The following is a 24,035-nucleotide window of genomic DNA, read 5'->3' on the forward strand; positions in this document are numbered from 1 at the left end:
ATGAACTTCACGGCCGCACCACCACGATTTCGGCCGTTTCGGGGAAGCGCATGCCGAGCTTCTCGCGCGCGACCTGGTCGACGCGGTTGCTCATCGCCACCGTCGCCTGTTCCAGCTGCAGGCGGCCGAAATCGATGTTGAGCTCGTCGCGGGCGCGCTCCAGCCTGGTCAGCTCGATGTAGAGCTGGCGGTGGTCGTGGCGCGCGTGGACGACGCCGATCGCGGTGATGATGTTGGCGATCAGCAGCACGCCGAAGACGAGGTGGCGCAGCTTCATGCGGCGGCCTCCAGGTCGAGCTTCTCGGCGACCCGCAGCACCGCGCTGCGCGCCCGCGGATTGGCCTGCAGTTCGTCGGCATCGGCCTTGCGCGCGTCGTCGACGATGCGCAGCCGCGGCTGGAAGCCGGTCAGCTCGGGCAGGCGGCGGTTGCCGGCCGGGGCCTTCGCGTGGCCGGCGATGAAGCGCTTGACGATGCGGTCTTCCAGCGAATGGAAGCTGATCACGGCGAGCCGGCCGCCGGGCCGCAGCGCGGCGAGCGCGGCATCGAGGCCGGTCTCGAGATCCGCGAGCTCGCGGTTGATGTGGATGCGGATCGCCTGGAACGAACGCGTCGCCGGATGCGTTTCCTTCTTGCCCGGCTTGCCGCGCGGTACGACGGTCGCGATCAGCGCGGCCAGGTCGGCGGTGCGCAGGAAAGGCGCTTCCTCGCGACGCGCGACGATGGCGCGCGCGATGCGGCGGCTCAGGCGTTCTTCGCCGTAGGTCCACAGCACGTCGGCGATCTCGGCATCCGAGGCGCGCGCGATCCACTCGGCCGCGCTCTCGCCGCTGGCGGGATCCATGCGCATGTCGAGCGGACCGTCCTTGCCGAAGCTGAAGCCGCGCTCGGCGACGTCCAGCTGCGGCGACGACACGCCGAGGTCGAACAGGATGCCGTCGAGGCCGGCTTCGGTGACCGCATCCCAGTGCGCCAGCTCGGTGAAGCTGCCGCGGTGGATCGACACGCGCGCGTCGCCGCCGAAGGCCAGTTCGGCGACCGCGATCGCATCGGGATCCTTGTCCATCAGCAGCAACCGGCCGGACGGGCCGAGACGCGCCAGCACGCCGCGCGCATGCCCGCCGCGTCCGAAGGTCCCGTCGAGATACCTGCCGTCATCCAGCACCCGGAGGCCGTCGATGACCTGGGTGAACAACACCGGGAGGTGGCCGGACGCAGCATCCGCACCACCGGCCGTCATAGCTGCAACCCGACCAGGTCGTCACCGTCCATATCGGCATCGCTGAGCGTCTGCCGGATCTGGGCCTGGTGGGCCTGCTCGCTCCACAGTTCGAATTTCTCGCCCATCCCCACCAGCACCGCCTTGCGCTCCATGCCGACCGTGGTGCGGTGGCTGGCGGGCACGCTGATGCGGCCACTTCCGTCGGGTTCGACCACCATCGCCGCGCCAACCAGCTTCAGCTGCAGGGTGCGGTTGGTGGAGCGGGTGCGCGGCAGTGCGTTGACCTGGTCGCGGACGCCCTCCCAGACCTTGAAGGGATAGAGGTAGAGGCTGCCGGCATCGAAGGGGTTGTAGGTCAGGACCAGGCGGTTGTCGCACTCACGCGCGATGACGTCCCGATAGGCGGTGGGAATCGCCAGTCGGCCCTTGTCATCGATGGTGATGGCGGTCTCGCCCTGGAACACGTCAGTCCTGCCGGTGGTGACCCGTCTCTGGCGGGTTTCAGCGCTGGAAAACCACGAATTTCCCGGTTTCCCCACGAGTCGCCACCTTAGGACTGCCCCACAGGGTTGTCAACAGCTTTCAGGAGGTGATTTCACCAGTCCCGTCAATGACTTGCGGCACTCTTGAGAGACTTGTTCAAGCTTTATCCACAAGCGTTTGTTTCGTCTCAAATTTTGAGATCGGGCACGTTTTCGAGCTGAATGCCACCCTCACAAGCGCTTCACGAAATCATCATGTTGCGCCGCAGCATCCGTGTGCCGAATGGCTGCGCTGCGCGGCGAGCCCCCCGCAGGTCCGGAGATTCATGCCTGGCGAAACCGGATCAGGAGGCCACGGCGCCTCGGGCTTCGGTGCTTGGCCGATGCACCGGACCCGCCGCCCGTGCGCCGACGCGCGGATCACGGGATCGAAAGAAGGTGGCGGAGCCGGCCGATAAGCCGGGTTCTGTCGTGGACAGTCATTCCTCTAGGCGCACCGTCGCCGGTACGCTCGAGCAACCTACCCGGACCCGACGCGGGCAACGTCATGAGGTCCCTATTTGGTCTTGCTCCCGGTGGGGTTTGCCGTGCCGGCCTGTTACCAGGCTCGCGGTGCGCTCTTACCGCACCATTTCACCCTTGCCGTCCTGCCGAAGCAGTCTTGGGCGGTATCTTTCTGTTGCACTTTCCGTCGGCTCGCGCCGCCCAGGCGTTACCTGGCACCGTGCCCTGTGGAGCCCGGACTTTCCTCGGCACCGCCGGCTGCCGAAGCAACCGTGATGACGCGACTGTCTGGCCGACTCCGCCGCGCGCATTGTCGCACGCCGCCGCACGCGCAATGCCGCTTCGCGCCGCGTCACGTGCTGCCGGCCACCCGTCCGCGACGCTCAGCCTGACGCGACCTGCGCGACGAACGCCTGCATCGCATCAGTGAATTCCGGCGAGCGGCTGGCGTTGTCGTGACTGCGATCGGGCACGACCAGCAGCCGCTTGCGGCCTTCGGGCAGCGGCGTGGCCTCGTACAGCGTCCGTGAGAAGCCCGGCGCGGTGGTCTGGTCGTTGGCGCCGACGACGAACAGCACCGGCGCCTCGAGCGTCGCCACGACCCCCTGGTTGCCGAACCGGCGCAGCGGCGGTGCGATGTCGATGCGCCGGATCGCCAGGCGCATCCACAGGCTGCCCTTCGACCGCATGTCGCGCGCCCAGTCCTCGGCCGTGGTGGTCGAGCTTTCCAGCACCAGGCCGTCGAGACGGCGCTGCGCGGCGACGTGGCCGGCCATGAAGCTGCCCAGCGACTGGCCGTGCACCAGCAGCGGCATCCCCGCCGACGCCGTGTCCGCGCGGAAGTGGTCGTAGACGTGGAGGGCGTCGGCCATCAGGGCTTCGGTGGTCGGCGTGCCGGTGCTGCCGCCATAGCCACGGTGATCGACGAGGACGAGGTTGACCGGCACATCGCGATACGCGGTGGCGCTGTGGCCTGCGTGCAGGCCGATACGGTAGCCGTTGCCGCCGAAATACAGCACGGTGGCGCGCGCATCGGGCCGGGTCAGGCGCAGCGTCGCCAGCGAGGCGCCATCGGCGGCGGGAATGTGCCCGGCCTCGATCCGATAGTCCGGGTACGCCGTGGCCAGCACATCGAGTGCCACTGCCGGCGCCGGTCGCGGGCGGATGAGCTGGTCCTCTTTCAAGTGATAGACGCAGCCCGGCAGCAATGCCAGCAGCAACAGAACGCCCACCAACCTGAAAGTCCTGGAATCCATGCCCTCTCCGCCCTGCCAACGACGCGTCATGCGCCCGGCTACCGAATCTAGCGCATCGGCTTCCGACCATCCGCGGCCGCGAGATCGTCGCGCGAAGGCCGCCATCGCAGCGTTCCACCCGTCAGGACAGCGGGACCGCCGTCAGCGCCCAGCCCGCGAGCGCCATCGCCGGCACCAGCAACCAGACGCGGACCCGCAGTCCGCCTAGCAGCAGCAGGGCGACCGCGACGAGGCCCACGTCGCGCCAGCCGGACACGGCGCCGGTCCACAGCGGGTCGTACAGCGCCGCAAGCAGCAACCCGACCACCGCGGCGTTGACGCCCACCAAAGCCGCGCGCATGCGTGGCCAGCGGCGCACCTGTTGCCAGACCGGCAGCACGCCAAGGACCAGCAGCATGCCGGGCAGGAAGATCGCCACCAGCGCCAGCGCACCGCCGGCCCAACCGCCCGGACCGGCCTGCATGCCGGCGCCGACGAAGCCAGCGAACGCGAACAGCGGACCGGGCAAGGCCTGCGCCGCGCCGTAACCGGCGAGGAAGAACTCGCCGTCCATCCAGCCCGGCGCCACCACGCTCGACTCGAGCAGTGGCAGCACCACGTGCCCCCCGCCGAAGACCAGCGCGCCGGCGCGGTAGAACGCGTCGACCACGGCCAGCGTCGACGCCGGAAACACCCGCGCCAGCAACGGCAGACCCAGCAGCAGCCCCAGGAACACCCCGAGCGCGAGCCGGCCGGGCCAGCGCAGCCCTGACAGGCCCACCGCATCGAGCGGTTGCGCGGCGCCCACGCGCCAGACCGCCGCGCCCAGCAACGCCGCCACCGCGATGACCGCGAGTTGCGTGCCCGCTGCCGGCCACAGCAGCAATGCGGCCGCGCTGGCCAGGGCCATGGCGATCGCGAGAGGATCGCGGCAGAACGCCGACGCCATGGCCCAGACCGCCTGCGCGACGATCGCCACCGCCACCAGTTTCAGGCCGTGCACGACGCCCGCCGGCACGCCATTGCCCCAGTGCAGCAACCCCAGCGCGACGCCGATCATCAGCAGCGCCGATGGCAGGGTGAACCCGGCCGCCAGCGCACCGCGCAGGCCGGCACGGCGGAGCCCCAACGCCATGCCGACCTGGCTGCTGGCCGGCCCGGGCAGGAACTGGCACAGGGCCACCAGCTCCGCATATTCGTCTTCCCGCAGCCAGCGGCGGCGCACGACGAACGCGTCGCGGAAATAGGCCAGATGCGCGATCGGCCCGCCGAACGACGTCAGTCCCAGCCCGAGGAAGGCCAGGAAGACCCCGGTCGCCGAGGTGGCTCCACCGCCGCGGCGCGCCGGCGGCGAACCGGTCACGACGCCGGCGTCGTGCCGTACAGCGCCTTGCGCGAGGCGCCGGTGATCTCGGCCGCGAGGCGCGCGGCCGTCGACGGCGGCAGGTGCGCGGCGAGCTTGGCGTAGACCCGCAGGCCCTCGGCACGCTTGTTGTCCTCGTCTTCGCCCAGGCCCTGGATCAGCACGACGAACTCGCCCTTGCGCTGGTTGGCATCGGCCACGACCTGCGCATGCAACCCGGCCAGGGTGCCGTCGAGCACGGTCTCGAACAGCTTGGTCAGCTCGCGCGCGACCACCGCGGGACGCGACTCGCCGAACACCGCGACGCAGTCGGCCAGCATCTCGGCGATGCGGTGCGAGGACTCGTAGAACAGCAGCGTCCGCGGCTCGCCGGCCACGGCCAGCAGGCGTTCCCGCCGGGCGGCGCTCTTGGCCGGCAGGAAGCCTTCGAACACGAACCGGTCGCTGGGCAGGCCGGCGACGCTGAGCGCCGCGATCAGGGCGCTGGCGCCGGGCACCGGCGACACCCGGACGCCGGCCGCACGCGCCGCCCGCACCAGCCGGAAACCGGGATCACTGACCAGCGGCGTGCCGGCATCGCTGACCAGCGCCAGCGCGTCGCCGGCCTGCAGGCGCGCGACCAGCTTGCCGGCGATCTCGTCCTCGTTGTGCTCGTGCAGCGCGATCAGCGGCCGCTCGATGCCGAAGTGCGACAGCAACTGGCGCGTATGCCGGGTGTCCTCGGCGCAGATCGCGGCGACGCTGCGCAGCGTGTCCTGCGCGCGCGGCGACAGGTCGCCGAGATTGCCGATCGGGGTCGCCACGACATGCAGGATGCCGGGGGCCGCGCTTGCTCCGGGATGTACCGACATCGTCTCCACGCAGGGGGAACGTTAGAATGCCCGGCATTATCCTGCAGCGGGACCGCAACATGGCAGCTTCGACGCCGCGTCACTCGACCGCCCGCCTCGCGATCGTCGCATCGCTGGCCCTGTTCGCCGCCGGTTGCGCGAGCGTGCAGGTCAGCGCGCCGACCGTTACCGAAGCGCCCGGCGCCGAGCCGGTCGTCGAATCCGGGCGCTGGGCCTTCGACGACACGCGCCCGCCCGCCGAGAGCGACGGCTACCGGCCGCCGCGCAAGCTCGCCGTGCTGCTGCCGATGACCGGCGCGCTGGCGACGGCCGCGGGCCCGGTGCGCGACGGCTTCCTCGCCGGCTACTACGGCGAGCGCCGCACCCGCCCGGAACTCGCGTTCTACGACACCGCCGGCACGCCGGCCGGTGCCGCCGGAGCGTACGCGCGTGCCGTGCAGGAAGGCGCCGACCAGGTCGTCGGCCCGCTCGGCCGCGACGAGGTCACGGCCCTGTTCGAGGCGCCGGGCGGCCTGCCGCTGCTGGCGCTGAACCGCGGCAACGTCGCCGGTCCGGACAACACCGCCAGCTTCTCGCTGGCGCCGGAAGACGAGGGCGACGCCGCGGCGCAATACCTGCTGGCCCGCAACGCCCGCAACGTGCTGGTGCTGTCGAACGGCGACGACAACGCGCGCCGCAGCGTGGATGCGCTGCGCGCCCGTCTCGCCCAGGAAGGCGGCACCATCGTCAACACCGTCGCGATCGTCGGCGACACGCCGGTCGACCAGACCGACGCCTTCCGCAATGCGGTGACCGCGGGCGCCGGCGTCGACGCGGTGTTCCTGGCGATCCGCGGCAACCAGGCGCGGATGCTGACCCCGCAGCTGTCGGTCGCCGGGCTCGGCAGCCGCCTGCGCATCGGCACCTCGCAGCTGACGCTGGGCACCGGCAAGGCGGAGGAAGACCAGGCGCTCGACGGCATCGTGTTCCCCACCGAGAGCTGGGCCACCGGGGCCAGCGCGCGCGCCCTGCCGCCGATGACGAGCGTCGCGACCGAGCTGCCGACCGCGCGCGGCCAGGCCGCCAAGCTGTTCGCGTTCGGCCACGACGCCTGGCTGCTCAGCGGCTATCTGGAGCACCTGTCGAGCCGCCCGGATACCGGCATCGGCGGCGCGACCGGCATGCTGCGCGTCGGTCCCGACGGCACGGTGATGCGCACGCCGGCGTGGGCCACCTGGCGCAACGGTTACGTGGTGCCGCAGGCGGACGTCGGCGGTTGAACGATCGCCGCCGCGATGGCGCGGCGGCCGAGGCGCGCGCCTGCGCGCATCTGCAGGCGGCGGGACTGACCCTCGTCGCCCGCAACGTGGCCTGCCGCGGCGGCGAACTCGACCTGGTGATGCGCGACGGCGACGCCGTGGTGTTCGTCGAGGTGCGACATCGCCGCTCGGCCTTCTTCGGCGGTGGCGCCGCCTCGGTCGATGCCGGCAAGCGGCGGCGCCTGGTGCACGCCGCCCAGCAGTTCCTGCAGGACGACCGCAGCCTGCGCGAGCGGCCCTGCCGCTTCGACGTGGTCGAGACCGGCGGCACGCCCGACGCCCCGACGCTGCAGTGGATCCGCGACGCGTTCCGCGCCGACGACTGAGGCTGCCGGCGGTTTCGCCGCGATCGCCTAGCGCGCGTCGAAGTGATCGAAGCCGGTGCGCGCCGGGCGCCACGGCGCACCGTCGCCATCGCGGACCGAGACGCTCTGCCCGGCGCCGATCACGCCGATGCGGGTGACCGGCGTCGCGGCGGTCTCCGCGGCCTGCAGGATCCGGTCGCGCAGCTGCGGCGGCGCGGTGAAGCACAGCTCGTAGTCGTCGCCGCCGGTCGCCTGCAGGGACGCGCGCATCACCGGATCGCAGGCGGCGCGGAGCGTGGGCGACGCCGGAAGATCGGCGAGTCGCAGCTCGGCGCCGACGTGGCTTGCGACGCAGACATGCCCGAGATCGGCCAGCAGGCCGTCGGACACGTCGATCGCCGCATGCGCGAGTCCGGCGAGTTGCAGGCCGAGCGCAACGCGCGGCGTCGGCCGGTCGAGGCGCGCGCGCAGTGCGGGATCGCGCACGCCGCCGGCCTGCCACTGCCGCAACGCCGCCGCCGCATCGCCGAGCGTGCCGCTGATCCAGATGTCGTCGCCGACCCGGGCCGCGTCGCGCCGCAGCGCGGCGTCCGGCGCGACCAGACCATGCACCGTGACGCACACCGACAGCGGGCCGCGCGTGGTGTCGCCGCCGACCAGCGCCACGCGCTGCGCCGCGGCGAGCGCCGCGAAGCCGTCGAGAAAGCCGTCGAGCCACGCGGCATCGGAGTCCGGCAGCGACAGCGACAGCGTGCACCAGGCCGGCGTCGCGGCCATCGCCGCGAGATCCGACAGGTTCACCGCCAGCGCCTTCCACCCGATATCGGCGGGCGCGGTGTCGCCGGGGAAATGCACGCCCGCGTTGAGCGTGTCCATCGCGATCACCAGCTGGCGGTCGCGCGGCACCTGCACGATGGCCGCATCGTCGCCGATGCCCAGCACCACGTCGTCGCGGCCGGCGACCCGCGCGCGGATGCGCCCGATGAGGTCGAACTCGCCGGCGCCCGCGCTCATCGCGGGCTCAGCGCGTGCGCGCGGCGGCGACCTCGGGCGCACGCCATTCGGCGGCCGCGTGGTCGAGCACGCCGTTGACGTAGGTGTGGCCGTGTTCGGAACCGAACCGCTTGACCGTCTTCAGCGCCTCGTCGATGACGACGCGGTACGGCACGTCGAGACGGTGCTGCAGCTCGTAGGTCGCGATCCGCAGCATCGCCCGCTCGATCGGATCGACCTCGTCGATCTCGCGGTCCAGGAACGGCTTGAGCGCCGCATCGAGTTCGCGGTAGCGCTCGCCGACGCCGCGCACCAGGTCTTCGAAATACGCGAGATCCGCGACTTCCTTGGCCTGCTCGTGGGCGAACTCGGCAATGATGCTCTGCACGTTCGCGCCCGACATCTGCATCGCGTAGACGGCCTGCAGCGCGCGGCGGCGCGCGCGCGAGCGCAGCACCGGATCGACGCCGTGTCTGTTCTGGCGCTGGTTCATGACAGTTTGTCCAACAGGTTGCTCATTTCGATGGCGACCAGCGCCGCCTCCTCGCCCTTGTTGCCGTGGTTGCCGCCGGCGCGCTGCTCGGCGTCGGCGTAGTCCTCGACCGCGAGCACGCCGTTGGCCACCGGCACGCCGGTATCGAGCGCGACCCGCATCAGCGCATCGCTGCAGCCGTCGGCGACCTGCTCGTAATGCCGGGTGTCGCCGCGCACGACGCACCCCAGCGCCAGCAACGCCGCATGCCGGCCACCGAGCGCGAGCTGCCGGCAGGCCAGCGGGATTTCCCAGGCGCCGGGCACGCGGACCAGGTCGACCGCATCCTCGGCGACGCCGTTGTCGACGAAGGCCTTGCGGGCGCCGGCGACCAGGGCATCGGTGATCTTCGGATTCCAGCGGCTGACGATGATCGCGAAGCGCGCGTTGGCTGGCGCGCGCAGGTCGCCTTCGAAGTGGCTCATGAGGGACACGGGTCTGCGTGGGCCGGACAGTCTAGTGCATGGCGGCGGGCGGCCGGCAGCGTCAGCGGGTGCCGGTGCCGACGTCGACGTACTCGATGACCTCGAGCCCGAACCCGGCCAGTCCCACCTGCTTGCGCGGCGTGCCGAGTACCCGCAGCTTGCCCAGGCCGAGCTCGGCGAGGATCTGCGCGCCGGCGCCGTTGCGGCGCCATTGGCCGACGTCCTTGGCGTTCTGCTGCTCGGGCTGCTTGCACAGCCGGGCCAGCAGCGCGTCGGTATCGCGTGGCGCGGTCAGCATCACCATGACGCCGCTGCCGGCCGCATCGATCGCGCGCAGCGCATCGGTCGCGGCGACGCCGAAATCGTCGCGGCGCCAGTGCAGCAGGTCGGCCAGCGGATTCTCCACCTGCACGCGCACCAGCGTCGGCGTCGCCGCGTCCGGCGTGCCGCGGACCAGGGCGAAATGCAGGTCGTGGGCGATGCGGTCGCGGTAGGTCACCAGCTGGAACGGGCCGAATTCGGTGTCGATGTCGCGCGCGTCGACGCGCTCGACCGTGTGCTCGTTGGCCAGCCGCCACGCGATCAGGTCTTCGATCGAGCCCATCTTCAGGCCGTGCTCGCGGGCGAAGACCTCGAGCTCGGGCCGCCGCGCCATCGAGCCGTCCGGGTTCAGCACTTCGACCAGCACGCCGGCGGGCTCCAGCCCGGCGAGCATCGCCAGGTCGCCCGCGGCCTCGGTGTGGCCGGCGCGACTGAGCACGCCGCCGGGATGCGCCAGCAGGGGAAAGATGTGGCCCGGCTGGGCGAGGTCGTGCGGCTTCGCGTCCGGCTTCACTGCGGTGCGCACGGTGTGCGCCCGGTCGTAGGCGGAGATGCCGGTGGTGACGCCTTCGGCCGCCTCGATGGAGACGGTGAACGCGGTCTGGTACTGCGCGGTGTTGTCGCGGACCATCGGCGCGAGGCCCAGCTGGCCGCAACGCTCTCGGGTCAGCGACAGGCACACCAGGCCACGCGCATGCGTGACCATGAAGTTGATGTCCGACGGCTTGACCAGTTCGGCGGCCATGATCAGGTCGCCTTCGTTCTCGCGGTCCTCGTCGTCGACGATGACCACCATCCGCCCCTGGCGGATCTCTTCCAGCAGTTCGGGCACCGGGGCGAACTTCATGCGGCGTCTCCGGAAGGCGGCAACGAAGCGCCGACCAGGCGCTCGACGTAACGGGCGATCATGTCGACCTCGAGATTGACCGCGTCGCCGACAGTCGTCTGCGCGAACGCGGTGTGCGCGACGGTGTGCGGCACCAGTGCGACCTCGAAGCCCGTCGCGTCGACCGCGTTGATGGTCAGGCTGACGCCATCGACGCAGATCGACCCCTTGTGCGCGACGTACTTCAGCAGCGCCGGCGGCGCCTCGAAACGCCAGCGCTGGGCGCGCGCGTCCTCGTGGACCGAGGCGACGCGGCCGACACCGTCGACATGGCCGCTGACTAGGTGCCCGCCGAGGCGATCGGTCGGCAGCATCGCGCGCTCAAGATTCAGCGCACGCCCCGGCGCGAGCGCGCCGAGTGTCGTCAGCGCCAGCGTCTCGGTCGAGGCGTCCGCCTCGAAAGCGTCGGCATCGAACGCGACGACGGTCAGGCACACGCCATTGACGGCGATGCTCTCGCCCATCCGCACGTCGGTGAACGGCAAGCTGCCCGTGGCGATCCGCAGGCGGGCATCGCCGCCCTGCGCATCGCGCGTCTGCAAGGCACCGACGCCTGCGATCAATCCGGTGAACATCCGCTGGACTCCATGACGGCGCGGCGGAGTCGGGATGCAGCCCGGCACGCCGCACGTTGAATGCGACGAAATGCTCCGGGACGCACGACGGCACGCACGGCGGATCGCCATGCGCGGGTCGTCTTCTTTCATCCGGACTATGACCGTCGGCCCCGGCATTGGACCGGGTCTGCTGACCTGCCGCGGCGTGGGATCCACCGTGGCAGCGCTCGCGGGCTCGTGGGCGACCGGAACCCCGGACCGCTGCCACCTACCGCCGGTGGGGAATCGCACCCCGCCCTGAAGACGTTTCGATGTTGCCGGCGAACCGGCCCGCGCATTCTAGCAGCGCCCCTGCGCCGCGCCGGCCCGCAGGCCGGGACGCTTCATTGCAGCCGTGGCCCGGGTTCAGCCCTTGGCCGGACGCAGCAGCAGCCGCAGATCGTCGCCGATGCGCCGCGACTCGACGGTCTCCAGCTGCAGGCGCTGGGCCATCGCGTCGATGCCCAGCCCCTCGAACAGCGGCCGCGCCCGGTCGCCGAGCAGCACCGGGGCGACGTAGAGCAGCACCTCGTCGACCAGGCCCGCCCGGAGGAAGGCGCCCGACAGCGTGGCGCCCGACTCGATCTGGACCTCGTTGATGCCGCCCTCGGCCAGCAACGCCAGCACCGCGTCGAGGTCCAGCCGCCCGTCCCGGGTCGGCACCGCGGCGCGGGCCACGTCGAGCCCGTGCGGCACCTTGGCCTCGCCCGCGTGCAGATACAGCGTGGGCGCGGCGGCGTCGCGGATGCGACCGCGCGCGGTCGTCGCCAGGCCGGGGTCGAGCACGACCCGCAGCGGCGCGACGAAGCCGGCGTCCGCCTCGGACGCGGCCGCATCGAAACGGACCGTCAGCTGCGGATCATCGGCCAGCACCGTGCCACTGCCGGTCAGCAGCGCGCCGGCCCGTGCGCGCCAGCGCATCACGTCGGCGCGCGAGGCGTCGCCGCTGATCCATTTCGAATCGCCGTTGGCCATCGCCGTGCGGCCGTCGAGGCTGCAGGCGAGCTTGATCCGCACCCAGGGCCGGCCGCGCTCGACCCGCGACAGGAAGCCGCGGTTCAGCGCGCGCGCCTGGGCGTCCATCAGGCCGACATCGACGGCGATGCCGGCAGCGCGCAGCCGCTCGAAGCCGGCGCCGTCGACCTGCGGGAAGGGGTCGCGCATCGCGCCGACCACGCGCGCCACCCCGGCGTCGATCAGCGCATCGGCGCAGGGGCCGGTGCTGCCGGTATGCGCGCAGGGCTCGAGGGTCACGTAGGCGGTCGCGCCACGGGCCCGCTCGCCTGCGGCCCGCAACGCCAGCACTTCCGCATGCGGCCCGCCCTTCTGGCGGTGCCAGCCCTCGCCGACCCGCTCGCTGCCGTGCGCGAGCACGCACCCGACCATCGGATTGGGGCGCGTCGTATAGGCACCCTTCTCGGCGAGCCGCAGGGCCTGCGCCATGTGCGCGTGATCGTCGGCGGTGAAGTGCGTCATGCGGAGTCCTGGCAGGCGGGCGGCGATGGCTCGGCGCGGGTGGCGGGAAACGGATGGAGAACGTACAGCGGTCGGGCGCGACGCGGAGACATCGGGATCGCGCGAACCCGGGGCATCGCGCGGAAGACGGCGGCGGCCGGCTGGCGTCGTGGACGGCGCTCACAGGCGCCGCTCGTGAGCCGCGCGATCCGTGTGGCGCCGCCCGCCCCGCCCGTCCCGCAACCGGCCTTCAGCGCTTGCGCCCCTTGTCGCCCTTGCCCGTCGGCGCCGCGCCGCCGCCGAGCAGCGGCAGCTGGCCGTCGCCGGGCAGATCGCGTTCCAGCCGGTCGAGTTCCTCGCGGAAATCCGCGACATCCTCGAAGGCGCGGTAGACCGACGCGAAACGCACGAAGCCGACATGGTCGAGCTTGCGCAGTTCGGCGATGACGAACTCGCCGACCCGGCGCGACGACACCTCGCGCTCGGCGGTCATGCGCAGCTGGTGCACGACCGCGCGCACCGTCGCCTCAATCTCTTCTTCCGACACCGGCCGCTTGTGCAGCGCGCGATCCATGCTCAGGCGCAGCTTGCGCGCGTCGAAGGCCTCGCGGCGACCGTCGCCCTTGATGATCGCCGGCAGCTTCAGCTCGATGGTCTCGAGCGTGCTGAACCGCTCGCCGCAGGCCTCGCACTCGCGGCGACGCCGAATCGTCGCGCCGTCCTCGGAGGCGCGCGAATCGATCACCTTGGTGTCGGTGTGCTGGCAGAAGGGGCAATGCATGCGGGCGGCGTGGCCTGGTCAGGATGCGCGAACGGCGCCGGCGCCAAGTGTCGACGCCGGCGGACGTCGCATCAGCCGTAGACCGGATACTTCGCGCACTGCGCGGCGACCTTGTCGCGCACGGTGGCGATCACGTCCTCGTCCTTCGGGGCATCGAGCACGTCGCAGATCCAGTGGGCGAGGTCGGTGCAGTCCTGCTCGACGTAGCCACGTGTGGTCACCGCCGGCGTGCCCAGGCGCAGGCCCGAGGTCACGAAGGGCTTGCGCGGATCGTTCGGCACCGAGTTCTTGTTGACGGTGATGTGGGCGCGGCCGAGGGCTTCTTCCGCGTCCTTGCCGCTGACGTCCTTGCCGATCATGTCGACCAGCATCAGATGGTTCTCGGTGCCGCCGGACACGATCTTGTAGCCGCGTTCGATGATGACCTTCGCCATCGCCTGCGCGTTCTTCACCACCTGCTGCTGGTAGGTCTTGAACGCGGGCTCCAGCGCTTCCTTGAACGCGACCGCCTTGCCGGCGATCACGTGCATCAGCGGGCCACCCTGGATGCCTGGAAACACGATCGACTGCAGCTTCTTGGCGATCTCGTCGAACTGCTCGCCGGCGCCGGTCTGGCTGGCGATGATGATGCCGCCGCGCGGGCCGCGCAGGGTCTTGTGCGTGGTCGAGGTGACGACATGCGCGTGCGGCACCGGCGTCGGGTAGACGCCCGCGGCGACGAGGCCGGCGACGTGCGCCATGTCGACGAACAGATAGGCGCCCACCTTGTCGGCGATGGCGCGGAAGCGCGCCCAGTCGACGACCTGCGAATAGGCGGAGAAGCCGGCGATGACCATCTTCGGCTTGTGCTCGAGCGCGAGGCGCTCGACTTCGTCGTAATCGATCAGGCCGGCGTCGTCGACGCCGTACTGCACCGCGTTGAACAGCTTGCCGGACGCGTTGACCTTGGCGCCGTGGGTCAGATGACCGCCGTGGGCCAGCGACATGCCGAGGATCGTGTCGCCCGGCTGCAGCAGCGCGAAGAAGAAATGCGGCTGCACGTTCGCGTAGTCGGCATCGAACAGCTGCTTGAGGCGGTCGATCGCGAGCTGCTCGGCGATGTCGACGTACTCGCAGCCGCCGTAATAGCGCTTGCCCGGATAGCCCTCGGCGTACTTGTTGGTCAGCTGGCTGCCCTGCGCCTCCATCACCAGCGCGCTGCAGTAGTTCTCCGAGGCGATCAGCTCGACGTGGTCTTCCTGGCGGCGGACCTCGTTCGCGATGGCCTGGGCGAGGTCGGGATCGTAGCTTTCGAGACGGGCGTCGCGCTGGAACATCGAGGGCTCCGGAACAGTGAACGGCGAGGCCGGCCATTGTAGCGCCGGGCCGCCCGGCGCGCGGCCCGGGCGGGCGTGAGCCGTTATAATTGCCGCCATCCCTTCCCTACCCGACGCCGCCCGACCGGGCCCCGGCGCGGGCCGGCACAACCGGAGCCCCCATGTCGCAATACATCTACACCATGAACCGCGTGTCCAAGGTGGTCCCGCCGAAGCGGCAGATCATCAAGGACATCTCGCTGTCGTTCTTCCCGGGCGCCAAGATCGGCCTGCTGGGCCTCAACGGCTCCGGCAAGTCCACCGTGCTGAAGATCATGGCCGGCGTGGACCAGGATTTCGAAGGCGAAGCCCGCGCGCAGGCCGGCACCAAGGTCGGCTATCTGGCGCAGGAACCCGAGCTCGATCCGGAGATGACGGTCCGCGAAGCGGTCGAGGAAGGCGTGGGCGAAGTGCTGCAGGCCCAGGCCGCGCTGGACAAGGTCTACGACGCCTACGCCGAGGAAGGCGCCGACTTCGACGCGCTGGCCAAGGAACAGGAGCGCCTGGAGGCGATCCTCGCCGCCGGGGACGCGCACACGCTGGAAAACCAACTGGACGTGGCGGCCGACGCGCTGCGCCTGCCGCCGTGGGAGGCCAAGGTCGGCAACCTGTCGGGCGGCGAGAAGCGCCGCGTCGCGTTGTGCCGCCTGCTGCTGCAGAAGCCGGACATGCTGCTGCTCGACGAACCGACCAACCATCTCGACGCCGAGTCGGTGGAGTGGCTGGAGCAGTTCCTCGCGCGCTACACCGGCACCGTCGTCGCGGTCACCCATGACCGCTACTTCCTCGACAACGCCGCGGAGTGGATCCTCGAACTCGACCGCGGCCGCGGCATTCCGTGGAAGGGCAACTACACCGAGTGGCTGACGCAGAAGGACGAGCGCCTGAAGCAGGAAGACAACCAGGAAAAGTCCCGCCAGAAGGCGATCCAGAAGGAACTGGAGTGGTCGCGCCAGAACGCCAAGGGCGGTCGCACCAAGGGCAAGGCGCGTCTGGCCCGCCTGGAAGAGCTGCAGTCTGTCGATTACCAGAAGCGCAACGAGACCAACGAGCTGTTCATCCCGCCGGGCGAGCGCCTGGGCAATGCGGTGATGGAGTTCAAGAACGTCAGCAAGACCTTCGGTGACCGCCTGCTGATCGACAACCTGTCGATGATCATCCCGCCGGGCGCGATCGTCGGCATCATCGGTCCGAACGGCGCGGGCAAGTCCACGCTGTTCAAGATGATCACCGGGCAGGAGAAGCCGGATTCGGGCCAGATCGTGGTCGGGCCGACCGTGCAGCTGAGTTACGTCGACCAGAGCCGCGACGCGCTGGAGGGCAACCACAACGTCTTCCAGGAAATCTCGGGCGGCCTCGACATCCTCAACATCAACGGCGTCGAGATCCAGTCGCGCGCCTACATCGGCCGCTTCAACTTCAAGGGCCAGGACCAGCAGAAGCTCGTGGGCACGCTGTCGGGCGGTGAGCGCGGCCGTCTGCACATGGCCAAGACCCTGCTGCAGGGCGGCAACGTGCTGCTGCTCGACGAACCGTCGAACGACCTCGACATCGAGACCCTGCGATCGCTCGAAGACGCGCTGCTGGAGTTCCCCGGCAACACGTTCGTGATCTCGCATGACCGCTGGTTCCTCGACCGCATCGCCACGCACATCATCGCGTTCGAAGGCGACAGCCACGTCGAGTTCTTCCAGGGCAACTACCGCGAGTACGAGGAAGACAAGCGCCGCCGCATGGGCGACGACGCGGGTCCGAAGCGTCTGCGGTTCAAGGCGCTGAAGTAAGCAGCCGAAAAAAGTCGAGCCCTCTCCCCCTCCGACTACGTGCCGCCGGAGTAGAGGGGTTGGGGTGAGAGCGGCACAGACAACCGGAAGCCACAGATGACCATCCAGACCCTGGAAGAACTCGAAGGCCTCAAGCGCGCCGGTGCGCTGGTCGCGCGCATCCTCTCGACGATGCGCGATCACGCGCTGGCCGGCACCACGCCGCGCGATCTCGACGCCATCGGCGCCGAGATGCTCCACGACGCCGGTGCGCAGTCCGCGCCGGTGCTGACCTACGGCTTCCCGGCCGCGACCTGCATCAGCGTCAACCGCGTCGTCGCGCACGGCATCCCCGACGCGACGCCGCTGCAGGGTGGCGATCTGGTCAACATCGACGTGTCCGCCGAACTCGACGGCTTCTTCGCCGATACCGGCGCGAGCTTCGTCGTCGGCACCGCGAGCGCCGCGCAGCAGCGCCTGCTCGACGCAACCCGCGAGGCGCGCGATGCCGCCATCGCCCAGCTGCGGGCAGGCGAACTGCTCAGCGGCATCGGCCGCACCATCGAAGCCGTGGCCGCGCGCCGCGGCTTCCGCATCATCCGCAACCTGCAGAGCCACGGCGTCGGCCGTGCGCTGCACGAGTCGCCCGGCTCGATTCCCGGCTACTTCGATCGCCGCGACACCCGACGCCTGCACGACGGCATGGTGATCACCGTCGAGCCGTTCCTCGCGACCCACGCCACGCGCACCGAAGACCTGGACGACGGCTGGTCGCTGCTCTGCCCCAAGGGCTATGGCGCGCAGTTCGAGCACACGGTCGTCGTCACCCACGGCGCGCCGATCATCGTCACCTGAGAACCGCTCCATGACGCACACCTTCATGCAGGCGCTGCGTGCGCGCTGGCAGTCCGCCGACACGCTGGTCTGCGTCGGTCTCGACCCCGAACCGGCGAAGTTTCCCGCTCGTTTCGCGAATGATCCCGATGCGGTGTTCGCGTTCTGCCGCGACATCGCCGATGCGACCGCCGACTACGCCTGCGCGTTCAAGCCGCAGATCGCGCACTTCGCCGCCCTCGGGGCCGAAGACGCGCTGCAGCGACTGATCGCGCATCTGCATGCCGCGCACCCCGGCGTGCCGGTGGTCCTCGACGCCAAGCGCGGCGACATCGGCAGCACCGCGCAGCGCTACGTCGCCGAGGCCTTCGAACGCTTCGCGGCCGATGCCGTGACGGTGAACCCCTACCTCGGTCGTGATTCGGTGCAGCCCTTCCTCGACCGCAGCGACAAGGGCGTCGTGATCCTCTGCCGCACGTCGAATCCGGGCGCGGCCGATCTGCAGGACCTGCCGGTTGCGCATGCCGGCGCCACGCGGCCGCTGTACCAGCATGTCGCCGAGACCATCGCGCGCGACTGGAACGGCCACGGCAACGTGTCGCTGGTCGTCGGCGCGACCTGGCCCGAGCAGCTGCGCGAAGTGCGCGCGATCGTCGGCGACATGCCGTTCCTCGTGCCGGGTGTCGGCGCGCAGGGTGGCGACGTCGAGGCCGTGGTCGGCAATGCGAAGACGGCGGACGGCACCGGCCTGATGGTCAGTTCGTCGCGCGCGATTCTCTATGCATCGAACGGCGACGATTTCGCGGACGCTGCGGCGCGCGAGGCGCGCGCCCTGCGGGATGCGATCAACCGGGTCCGTTGACCGCGCCGAGTCCAGTCAACGGCGTCAGCGCACAAGCTCCACGAACACCGGATTCGAGTAGAACCACAGGTCCTGCCACGGATCCTCGCCGGCGACATCCGGCGTCGGTTCGATCTGCGCGTTCGACGTGCCCCGAACGCGCACGAAGCCACGCGTCTCCGGCGCCGGCAGCGTCACGTCGAACGCGATGCGATTGCCGTCCTGCCGCCATTGCGCAGCGCGCACGGTGTGCACGGTCATCTGCGGCGCGCCGTCGTCCGCCGCCTGCCCGGCGATCACGTCGATGTGGTCGATCGCATTGCGGTCGCCGTTGAAGTTCGGACCCTCCGGGACCGTCACCGACAGCCGCACCGTGACCTGCGCGCCCGGGGCGACCTGCAGCGTGTCGCCGATGGTCGCAGGTGCCGCACCGTCGGCCGACACCTGCAGGTCGAGGCCGTCGATGAGATCACCGGTCACCGCGAACATGCGGCCCTGCCGCAGACCGTCGAGGATGTCAGCGCTGTCGTGGCGCGCCAGCACGTAGGTCTTGCTGTACTCGCCCGGCCAGAAGTCGGCGCCGCCGATGTCGGCATTGCGATGCGAGTCGGAGGTCGACGTGATCCAGAACCGCCGCCCCTCGGCGAGCAGCGTGTCCCACACGCCGCCGAGCTGCGCGGTCATCTGGTCGAACCCGCCCCAGGTCTTGGCCGCATCGTTGCGGTAGAGGCCGCGATGGCGCCGGTCGGCCTGATGGCCGGGCGCACCTTCCATGCCGACGAGCACGTCCGGCGCCGCGTCCTGCCAGGCACGCAGCTCGTCGGGTTCGACCTCGCCCCACGCGCCGGTCGCCGTCGCGGTGCGCGACGGATGGTTGACGAACATCAGCGGCTGCGGCTGCTGCGCCTGCATGTAGCGCAGCGCGGCGATCATCGCCTCCGGCGTGTCGCGCGTGTCGTCGTCCACCTCGCGACGGCTGAAACGCCGCTCCAGATCGACCAGCATCGCGTTCTCGTGCGCGCCCGGCGCCATGATCAGCGACGCATGTTCGCCGGCCGGCACGTCGAATTCCATGCCGTGGAACTGCAGCACCTCGGGCACCCCGGTGCGCGCCTGCTGCAGCGCGGGCCACGCCGAATCGTGGGTCACCGCCGAATGGTTCGGGCCGCCGTGATCGGTGTGCACCATCCACGCCAGGCCGTGCCGGCGCGCTTCCTCGGCATTGCGCGTGCGCGAATACGGCGAATCGCCGCCACGGATCGGCGTCGGCGGCGACGTGCTGTCGTCCCAGGTCACGCTCCATTCGCTGTGCACGTGGTGATCGCCCGGCAGCCAGCGCCGGCCCGCGGCGTCGTTCGCGAACGATGGCGTCGCCAGCATCGACGCGAGGGCGAGCGCGACGACTGCCGCGCGCAGGGATGGAAACGCGGCGTGCGCGCGACGTGGCGCCAGCGGCGCGGATGGGACAGGCATGAGGGGCTCCGGCGTCGCGCGGATCGGACGCTTGCACGCCGTCGACGACGGCGGGCCGCCATTGGAGCGGACGCGCATGAAACCGTGATGACACCGGAGGCGTCAGCCGCGCAGCAACTTCCGCAGCACGGCGACCGGAAACCGCAGCCAGATCATCGCCCACACCGCCGCGCGCATCGGCGGGCTGCGACGTGCACGTTCGAACTTGCCGAAATACCGCCACAGGCCGCGATGCTTGTGCCACTCGACGAACACCGGCCGCGCGCGGCTCGACACGCCGCGCAGGTGCACCACCTGCACGTCGTTGGCGACCGCGACGACGGCGCCGGCTTCGCGCGCGCGGCGCGAGAAATCCAGGTCTTCGGCGTGCAGGCGATACGCGGTATCGAAGCCGTCGATCCGGTCGAACAGCGCGCGCGGCAGCAGCATCAACGCGCCGGACACCGCGTCGACGCGCTGCAGCCGCTGGTCGGGATCGCGCGGCAACGCGAGCTCCCGGCCGGCCGCCGAACGCAGCATCGCGACGAAATCCGGATCGCGGCGACGCGCGGCGGCGTCGCGGACGCCGGCCTCGTCGACGAGATCGACGCCGAGCAGGCACGGCGCCGCCAGCGCATCCGCGTGCGCGCGCAGCCGCTGCAACGCGTCGGGCTCGAGCAGGCAGTCGGGATTGACGAACGCGATCCACGGCGCGTCGCTGTCGCGCGCGCCCTGGTTGCAGGCGACCGCGAACCCGGGGTTGTCGGGATTGCCGATGAAATGCACGCGCGGATCGAGCGAAGCGTGGCGCTGCACGATGGCCAGCGTCTGGTCGTTGGAGCCGTTGTCGACGACCCGCACCTGGGCCACGCCCTGCGCGGCGCGCAGGCGGGCGAGGCAGGCGTCGATGGTGCTGCCGCTCTGGTAGGTCACGACGACGGCGACGATGTCGGCGCCGGTGGCGGTTTCCGGGGGCATCGTCATGCGTCAGCCTGCATGCCCTTCGCGCGCGTGTGCGTCGACAGGCGCGGCCGGATCGGTCCTTGCGTCCTGGGCCGCGCTCGCGTCGCGGTCCTGGTGCGGCGTCGCCGCGATGGCCTCGTCGGCCGGTGCATCGCCGAACAACTGCTGCTGCGCCGGCGCGTCCTCCAGCGCGGCATACAGGCGATGCAGGCGTTCACGGCTCGCGTGCAGCGGATCGTCCATCAGGAACCGGGCCAGGCGCGCATGCCAGGCCGGCCAGCGCACGGCGAGCGCATCCATGTCGCCGTCGGCCGGCCCGCCTTCGCCGCCGCGCGCGACGAAGGCGGTTTCGCACAGCGCGTTGCGCCAGCCGAGACCGCCCATGCGCAGCGACAGATCAATCAGCGCCGCGTACCACGACGCGTAGCTGGACGCGTCGAGCCCGCCGGCCTTCTTCCGCGCGTTGCCGCGCAGCAGCACGGCGTGGCCGACGGCGGCCGGCAGCTCGGGATACAGCGGCGGCAGTTGCTGGCAGGCGCGCGCGAGCCGCGACGGATCGTCGGGAATCGGCGCGATCTCGCCGATACGCGGCCAGGCGGCCGCTTCGCCGGCGTTGCACCACGGGGTCGCGGTCGCGATCGAGGCGTCGCGCGCGAAGCACGCGGCGAGCGCGTTGGCCCAGCCGGGCGCGGGAATCGCGTCGGGCGCGAGCACGATGACATCGGCATCGCCGCAGGCGCGCAGCACGTCGTCGAGATGCGCGACCTCGCCGATGCTGCGCGGGCGGCAGGTGTAGTCGGCCTGCAGCGGCGTCGTTGCGAGCCAGCGCTGCACGATGGCCGCGCCGCGCGGACCGACCCGCGCGTCGTCCGCGAGCCAGACACGCGCACCTGCCGGCGTGCCGGCGTCGAGCGCGGCCAGGCACGCGTCGAGCGCGTCGTCGTCGTGGCCGACGGGCAGCAGCACGACCGGCACGTCAGTCATGCGACTGCCCCGTCGACATCGCCGGCCTCAGTCCGTGGTCCGGTTCAGCGGTTGCAGCGCGCGGAAGCGCTTGCCGTACTCGTCGGTCAACTGCCGCGCTTCCATCGGATTGCGCACGATCGTCGGCGTCAGCAGGACGATGACTTCGCTGCGCTCGGTACGCGAGGACTGCGAGCCGAACAGGCCGCCGACGACAGGAATGCGGCTGAGGCCCGGAATGCCTCCCGAGGTCTTGCCGACCTCGTCGCGGATCAGGCCGGCGAGCATCACGGTCTCGCCCGCCTGGACCGCGGCTTCGGTCTTCAGGCGACGGGTGTCGATACGCACGTTGCCCTGGGAATCGGCGGTGTTCTGCGGTCCGGGCGAGCTGACCTCCTGGACGATGTCGAGGAAGACCATGCCGTCGCGGGTCACGCGCGGGCGCACCTTGAGAATGGTGCCGGTTTCGATGTACTGGACCTGGGTGAACTGGCTGTCGCCGATGATCGGATTCACGCTCGTCGACGAGATCGGAATGCTCGCACCGACGTTGAACTCGGCCATCGCGTTGTTGCGCACGAACACCGATGGCGACTGCAGGATCTGCACATCGGTCACTTCGTCCAGCGCCTGGATGACCGCGGCCGCGTCGTTCCGGACCAGCGACCATGCGAGCCCCGCGCCGGAGGTGCCGCCGATGCTGGCGCCCAGCGTGCTCCAGCGGCTGGGGCCGCCGACGCCCGGAAGACCCGGCCCCGGAAACGGCCCGATCCCGTTGTCGGTCATGCCCTTTTCGATGAACCAGTTGACGCCGTACTCGAGGTCACCACTCAGCAGCACCTCCACCACCTGCGCCTCGATGTGCACCTGCGAGGGCATGACGTCCAGCCGCTCGACGACATCGCGGATCGAGCGCCATGCCGCGGGCGTCGTACGCACCAGCAGGGTATTGGTCTCGTCGACGGCGGACACGCCGACGCGGTCGCCTTCGACTTCCAGGGTCACGCTGCTCGGGCCGTCCTGGGTCTCGTCGAGCTGCATCTGGCCGACATTGCCGCCGCCGCGTGCGCTGCCGCCCCGCCCACCGCTCATGCCACCGCCGTTGTTGCTGCCGAAGCCGCCGCCACTGTCGAGCCCGCTGCCGCCGTCGCTGCTGCGGTTGTCGAACCCGCCGCTGCGCAGCGATCCGCTGGTCGCGCCGGGGGCCAGCGAGGCGCTGTCCTGGCCGCTGCTGCCGCCACCGCCGCCGAAGACTTCCGACAGGCGCTGCGCGAGTTCGCGCGCCTTGATGTACTTCAGTTCGTGGGAGAACAGCCTCGGCTCCTGGCCGGCGTTGTCGATGCGTTCCAGCCACTGCTGGATCTCGCCGAGGTAATCGGCCTGCGGCGTGATCACCAGCACCGCGTTCGCGCCTTCCAGCGGCATGAAACGGAACATGCCCGACACCGGCGACTCGCTGTCCTGGCCGAAGACCTTCTCGAGGTCGGCCACCACCTGGGTGGCCTTGCCGGACTGCAGCGGGAACACGCCGACCGACATGCCCGACAGCCAGTCAACGTCGAAGATCTCGATCGTGCGCAGGTAGTTGTCGAGTTCCGAGCGGCTGCCGGAGATCGTGATGACGTTGCGCGCGTTGTCGGCACCGACGATCGCGTTCGGACGCGCGTAGGGCTCGAGCACCTTCTCCATCTCGGTCGCGGAGATGTAGCGCAGCGGCACCGTGCGCACCTCGAAGCCGCGGGCGGCGCCGGTCGCGCCGGTGCGGGGCGCCACGGTGCCGGTCGCCAGCGCGGTGTCGGCGGGCACGATGTTGTAGCGACCGTCGCTGTAGATCATGCGGGCGTTGTTCCAGCCCAGCACCATCTCCAGCAGGCTCAGCGCCTGGGCCGGGCTGACCGGCTGCGGGGTCGCGAGCGTCACCGTGCCCTGCACTTCCGGCGCGATGACGTAGTTCTGGCCGAGCATGTCGCCGAGGATCGCCTTGGCGACGGCATGCACCGATTCGCCTTCGAAATTGAACGAGGCCTGGCCGCTGGTGCCGGCCAGGCTCGGCGGCGGCGCCGCGGCAGCGCTGCGGTTGATGACCTGCCCGGTCCCGCGGCGGATCTGCGGGCGCGGCCGGTCGTCGTCGTCGACCAGGGTCTCGACCCGCGGGCCGCTGTCCTCGGCCTGCGCGCCGGCGACGGCGCCGGCCTGGCCCGGATCGCCGCTGCGCTGCATGCGCGCGGCGGGGGCGGTGGTGCAGCCCGCGATCAGGACGGTGCAGGTCGCGAAGGCGATCGCGCGAAGGTGGCGGGCTGGCGTCATCGAATCGGTCATCGCTGGGAGTCTAGGTCGGATCGTCGGCGAGGGGGATGCGGGCACCGGCGCGCGCTCACGGCTGCGCCTGCGGATTGGCCTGCTGCTGGCGGAGCCGCGCACGGCGCTCCTCGATGCGCTTGCGGATCGCCTCGACCTGCGATTCCGACGGCCCCGCACTCGACGCGGGCGCGCTTTCGGCGACGCCGGCCGTCTCGGCGCCGGCCTGCGCCGGCGACGGCACCGGTGCGGCGTCGGGACCGCGCCCCGCCGCGCCGTTGCGGGCCTGCGGCGCGGCATTGCCCGCCGTCGCCGGTT

At 70.9% G+C, this 24,035-nt stretch carries 24 protein-coding genes, 1 other RNA gene and 1 riboswitch; of the genes, 5 read left to right on the plus strand and 20 right to left on the minus strand.

Annotated features, from left to right (window positions below):
• Positions 1-7: 7 nt before the first annotated feature.
• The 7 genes from ftsL to rsmI form a co-directional block, all read right to left on the minus strand.
• On the minus strand, positions 8-277 hold the full coding sequence (gene ftsL, locus CJ022_RS08405; protein WP_425490864.1) for a cell division protein FtsL: 270 nt from the start codon (positions 275-277) through the stop codon (positions 8-10).
• A complete protein-coding gene (rsmH, locus tag CJ022_RS08410) occupies positions 274-1,239 on the minus strand; it encodes a 16S rRNA (cytosine(1402)-N(4))-methyltransferase RsmH (RefSeq protein WP_101926215.1) in 966 nt (321 codons plus the stop codon). The genes ftsL and rsmH overlap by 4 nt, the downstream gene beginning before the upstream one ends.
• Positions 1,236-1,685, minus strand: coding sequence for a division/cell wall cluster transcriptional repressor MraZ (locus tag CJ022_RS08415; protein WP_101926216.1), 450 nt, complete (start codon positions 1,683-1,685; stop codon positions 1,236-1,238). The genes rsmH and CJ022_RS08415 overlap by 4 nt, the downstream gene beginning before the upstream one ends.
• 457 nt (positions 1,686-2,142) lie before the next feature.
• Positions 2,143-2,507: RNase P RNA component class A (gene rnpB, locus CJ022_RS08420), an RNA gene on the minus strand.
• A gap of 83 nt (positions 2,508-2,590) precedes the next feature.
• Positions 2,591-3,439, minus strand: coding sequence for an alpha/beta hydrolase (locus CJ022_RS08425; RefSeq protein ID WP_101926217.1), 849 nt, complete (start codon positions 3,437-3,439; stop codon positions 2,591-2,593).
• Positions 3,440-3,584: 145 nt separating this feature from the next.
• A complete protein-coding gene (chrA, locus tag CJ022_RS08430; RefSeq protein WP_101926218.1) occupies positions 3,585-4,805 on the minus strand; it encodes a chromate efflux transporter in 1,221 nt (406 codons plus the stop codon).
• Positions 4,802-5,656 (minus strand): 16S rRNA (cytidine(1402)-2'-O)-methyltransferase, encoded by an 855-nt coding sequence (gene rsmI / locus CJ022_RS08435; RefSeq protein ID WP_101926234.1) that lies wholly within the window; start codon positions 5,654-5,656, stop codon positions 4,802-4,804. The genes chrA and rsmI overlap by 4 nt, the downstream gene beginning before the upstream one ends.
• 26 nt (positions 5,657-5,682) lie before the next feature.
• Between rsmI and CJ022_RS08440 the strand changes: the two genes are divergently transcribed.
• Both CJ022_RS08440 and CJ022_RS08445 read left to right on the plus strand, forming a co-directional pair.
• Positions 5,683-6,915 (plus strand): penicillin-binding protein activator, encoded by a 1,233-nt coding sequence (locus tag CJ022_RS08440; protein ID WP_101926219.1) that lies wholly within the window; start codon positions 5,683-5,685, stop codon positions 6,913-6,915.
• On the plus strand, positions 6,912-7,280 hold the full coding sequence (locus CJ022_RS08445) for a YraN family protein (protein WP_101926220.1): 369 nt from the start codon (positions 6,912-6,914) through the stop codon (positions 7,278-7,280). Before CJ022_RS08440 ends, CJ022_RS08445 begins: the two co-directional genes overlap by 4 nt.
• A gap of 27 nt (positions 7,281-7,307) precedes the next feature.
• On the opposite strand, the gene thiL is transcribed toward CJ022_RS08445, so the two are convergent.
• The 8 genes from thiL to glyA form a co-directional block, all read right to left on the minus strand.
• Entirely contained in the window at positions 7,308-8,273 is a 966-nt protein-coding gene (gene thiL, locus CJ022_RS08450) for a thiamine-phosphate kinase (RefSeq protein WP_101926221.1), read from the minus strand.
• A 7-nt stretch (positions 8,274-8,280) separates the two neighbouring features.
• Positions 8,281-8,745 (minus strand): transcription antitermination factor NusB, encoded by a 465-nt coding sequence (gene nusB, locus CJ022_RS08455; protein ID WP_101926222.1) that lies wholly within the window; start codon positions 8,743-8,745, stop codon positions 8,281-8,283.
• On the minus strand, positions 8,742-9,209 hold the full coding sequence (ribH, locus tag CJ022_RS08460) for a 6,7-dimethyl-8-ribityllumazine synthase (RefSeq protein WP_101926223.1): 468 nt from the start codon (positions 9,207-9,209) through the stop codon (positions 8,742-8,744). The genes nusB and ribH overlap by 4 nt, the downstream gene beginning before the upstream one ends.
• A 61-nt stretch (positions 9,210-9,270) precedes the next feature.
• Entirely contained in the window at positions 9,271-10,377 is a 1,107-nt protein-coding gene (gene ribB / locus CJ022_RS08465; protein WP_101926224.1) for a 3,4-dihydroxy-2-butanone-4-phosphate synthase, read from the minus strand.
• Positions 10,374-10,991 (minus strand): riboflavin synthase, encoded by a 618-nt coding sequence (locus CJ022_RS08470; protein WP_101926225.1) that lies wholly within the window; start codon positions 10,989-10,991, stop codon positions 10,374-10,376. The genes ribB and CJ022_RS08470 overlap by 4 nt, the downstream gene beginning before the upstream one ends.
• A 116-nt stretch (positions 10,992-11,107) precedes the next feature.
• Positions 11,108-11,282: riboswitch (FMN riboswitch) on the minus strand.
• 96 nt (positions 11,283-11,378) lie between these two features.
• Positions 11,379-12,488 carry a bifunctional diaminohydroxyphosphoribosylaminopyrimidine deaminase/5-amino-6-(5-phosphoribosylamino)uracil reductase RibD gene (gene ribD / locus CJ022_RS08475; protein WP_199171460.1) on the minus strand — a complete coding sequence of 370 codons (1,110 nt, stop codon included), beginning with the start codon at positions 12,486-12,488 and terminating at the stop codon, positions 11,379-11,381.
• A gap of 229 nt (positions 12,489-12,717) precedes the next feature.
• The gene (nrdR, locus tag CJ022_RS08480) at positions 12,718-13,248 is read right to left on the minus strand and encodes a transcriptional regulator NrdR (protein ID WP_101926227.1); all 531 of its coding nucleotides are present in this window, start codon (positions 13,246-13,248) and stop codon (positions 12,718-12,720) included.
• Between the two features lie 71 nt (positions 13,249-13,319).
• On the minus strand, positions 13,320-14,564 hold the full coding sequence (gene glyA / locus CJ022_RS08485) for a serine hydroxymethyltransferase (RefSeq protein ID WP_101926228.1): 1,245 nt from the start codon (positions 14,562-14,564) through the stop codon (positions 13,320-13,322).
• 161 nt (positions 14,565-14,725) lie between these two features.
• On the opposite strand from glyA, the gene ettA reads away from it, so the two are divergent.
• From ettA to pyrF, 3 genes are all read left to right on the plus strand, one after another.
• Positions 14,726-16,387, plus strand: a complete 1,662-nt coding sequence (gene ettA / locus CJ022_RS08490; RefSeq protein WP_101926229.1) for an energy-dependent translational throttle protein EttA — start codon at positions 14,726-14,728, stop codon at positions 16,385-16,387.
• A gap of 96 nt (positions 16,388-16,483) precedes the next feature.
• Positions 16,484-17,221, plus strand: a complete 738-nt coding sequence (gene map / locus CJ022_RS08495) for a type I methionyl aminopeptidase (RefSeq protein WP_101926230.1) — start codon at positions 16,484-16,486, stop codon at positions 17,219-17,221.
• A gap of 10 nt (positions 17,222-17,231) precedes the next feature.
• Positions 17,232-18,062 (plus strand): orotidine-5'-phosphate decarboxylase, encoded by an 831-nt coding sequence (pyrF, locus tag CJ022_RS08500; protein WP_101926231.1) that lies wholly within the window; start codon positions 17,232-17,234, stop codon positions 18,060-18,062.
• 24 nt (positions 18,063-18,086) lie between these two features.
• On the opposite strand, the gene CJ022_RS08505 is transcribed toward pyrF, so the two are convergent.
• The 5 genes from CJ022_RS08505 to CJ022_RS17060 form a co-directional block, all read right to left on the minus strand.
• Positions 18,087-19,514, minus strand: coding sequence for a CehA/McbA family metallohydrolase domain-containing protein (locus CJ022_RS08505; RefSeq protein ID WP_233198657.1), 1,428 nt, complete (start codon positions 19,512-19,514; stop codon positions 18,087-18,089).
• A gap of 102 nt (positions 19,515-19,616) precedes the next feature.
• Entirely contained in the window at positions 19,617-20,471 is an 855-nt protein-coding gene (locus CJ022_RS08510; protein WP_101926236.1) for a glycosyltransferase family 2 protein, read from the minus strand.
• Between the two features lie 9 nt (positions 20,472-20,480).
• On the minus strand, positions 20,481-21,440 hold the full coding sequence (locus tag CJ022_RS08515) for a glycosyltransferase family 2 protein (RefSeq protein ID WP_233198658.1): 960 nt from the start codon (positions 21,438-21,440) through the stop codon (positions 20,481-20,483).
• Positions 21,441-21,467: 27 nt separating this feature from the next.
• Positions 21,468-23,738: a type II secretion system secretin GspD gene (gspD, locus tag CJ022_RS08520; protein WP_425490865.1), complete on the minus strand. Its 2,271-nt coding sequence runs from the start codon at positions 23,736-23,738 to the stop codon at positions 21,468-21,470.
• Positions 23,739-23,793: 55 nt separating this feature from the next.
• On the minus strand, positions 23,794-24,035 hold a 242-nt coding region (locus tag CJ022_RS17060), incomplete at its 5' end, for a hypothetical protein (RefSeq protein ID WP_425490866.1).

Source organism: Luteimonas rhizosphaerae, from assembly GCF_002849595.1.
In the GTDB taxonomy this organism is placed as follows: Bacteria; Pseudomonadota; Gammaproteobacteria; order Xanthomonadales; family Xanthomonadaceae; genus Luteimonas; species Luteimonas cellulosilyticus.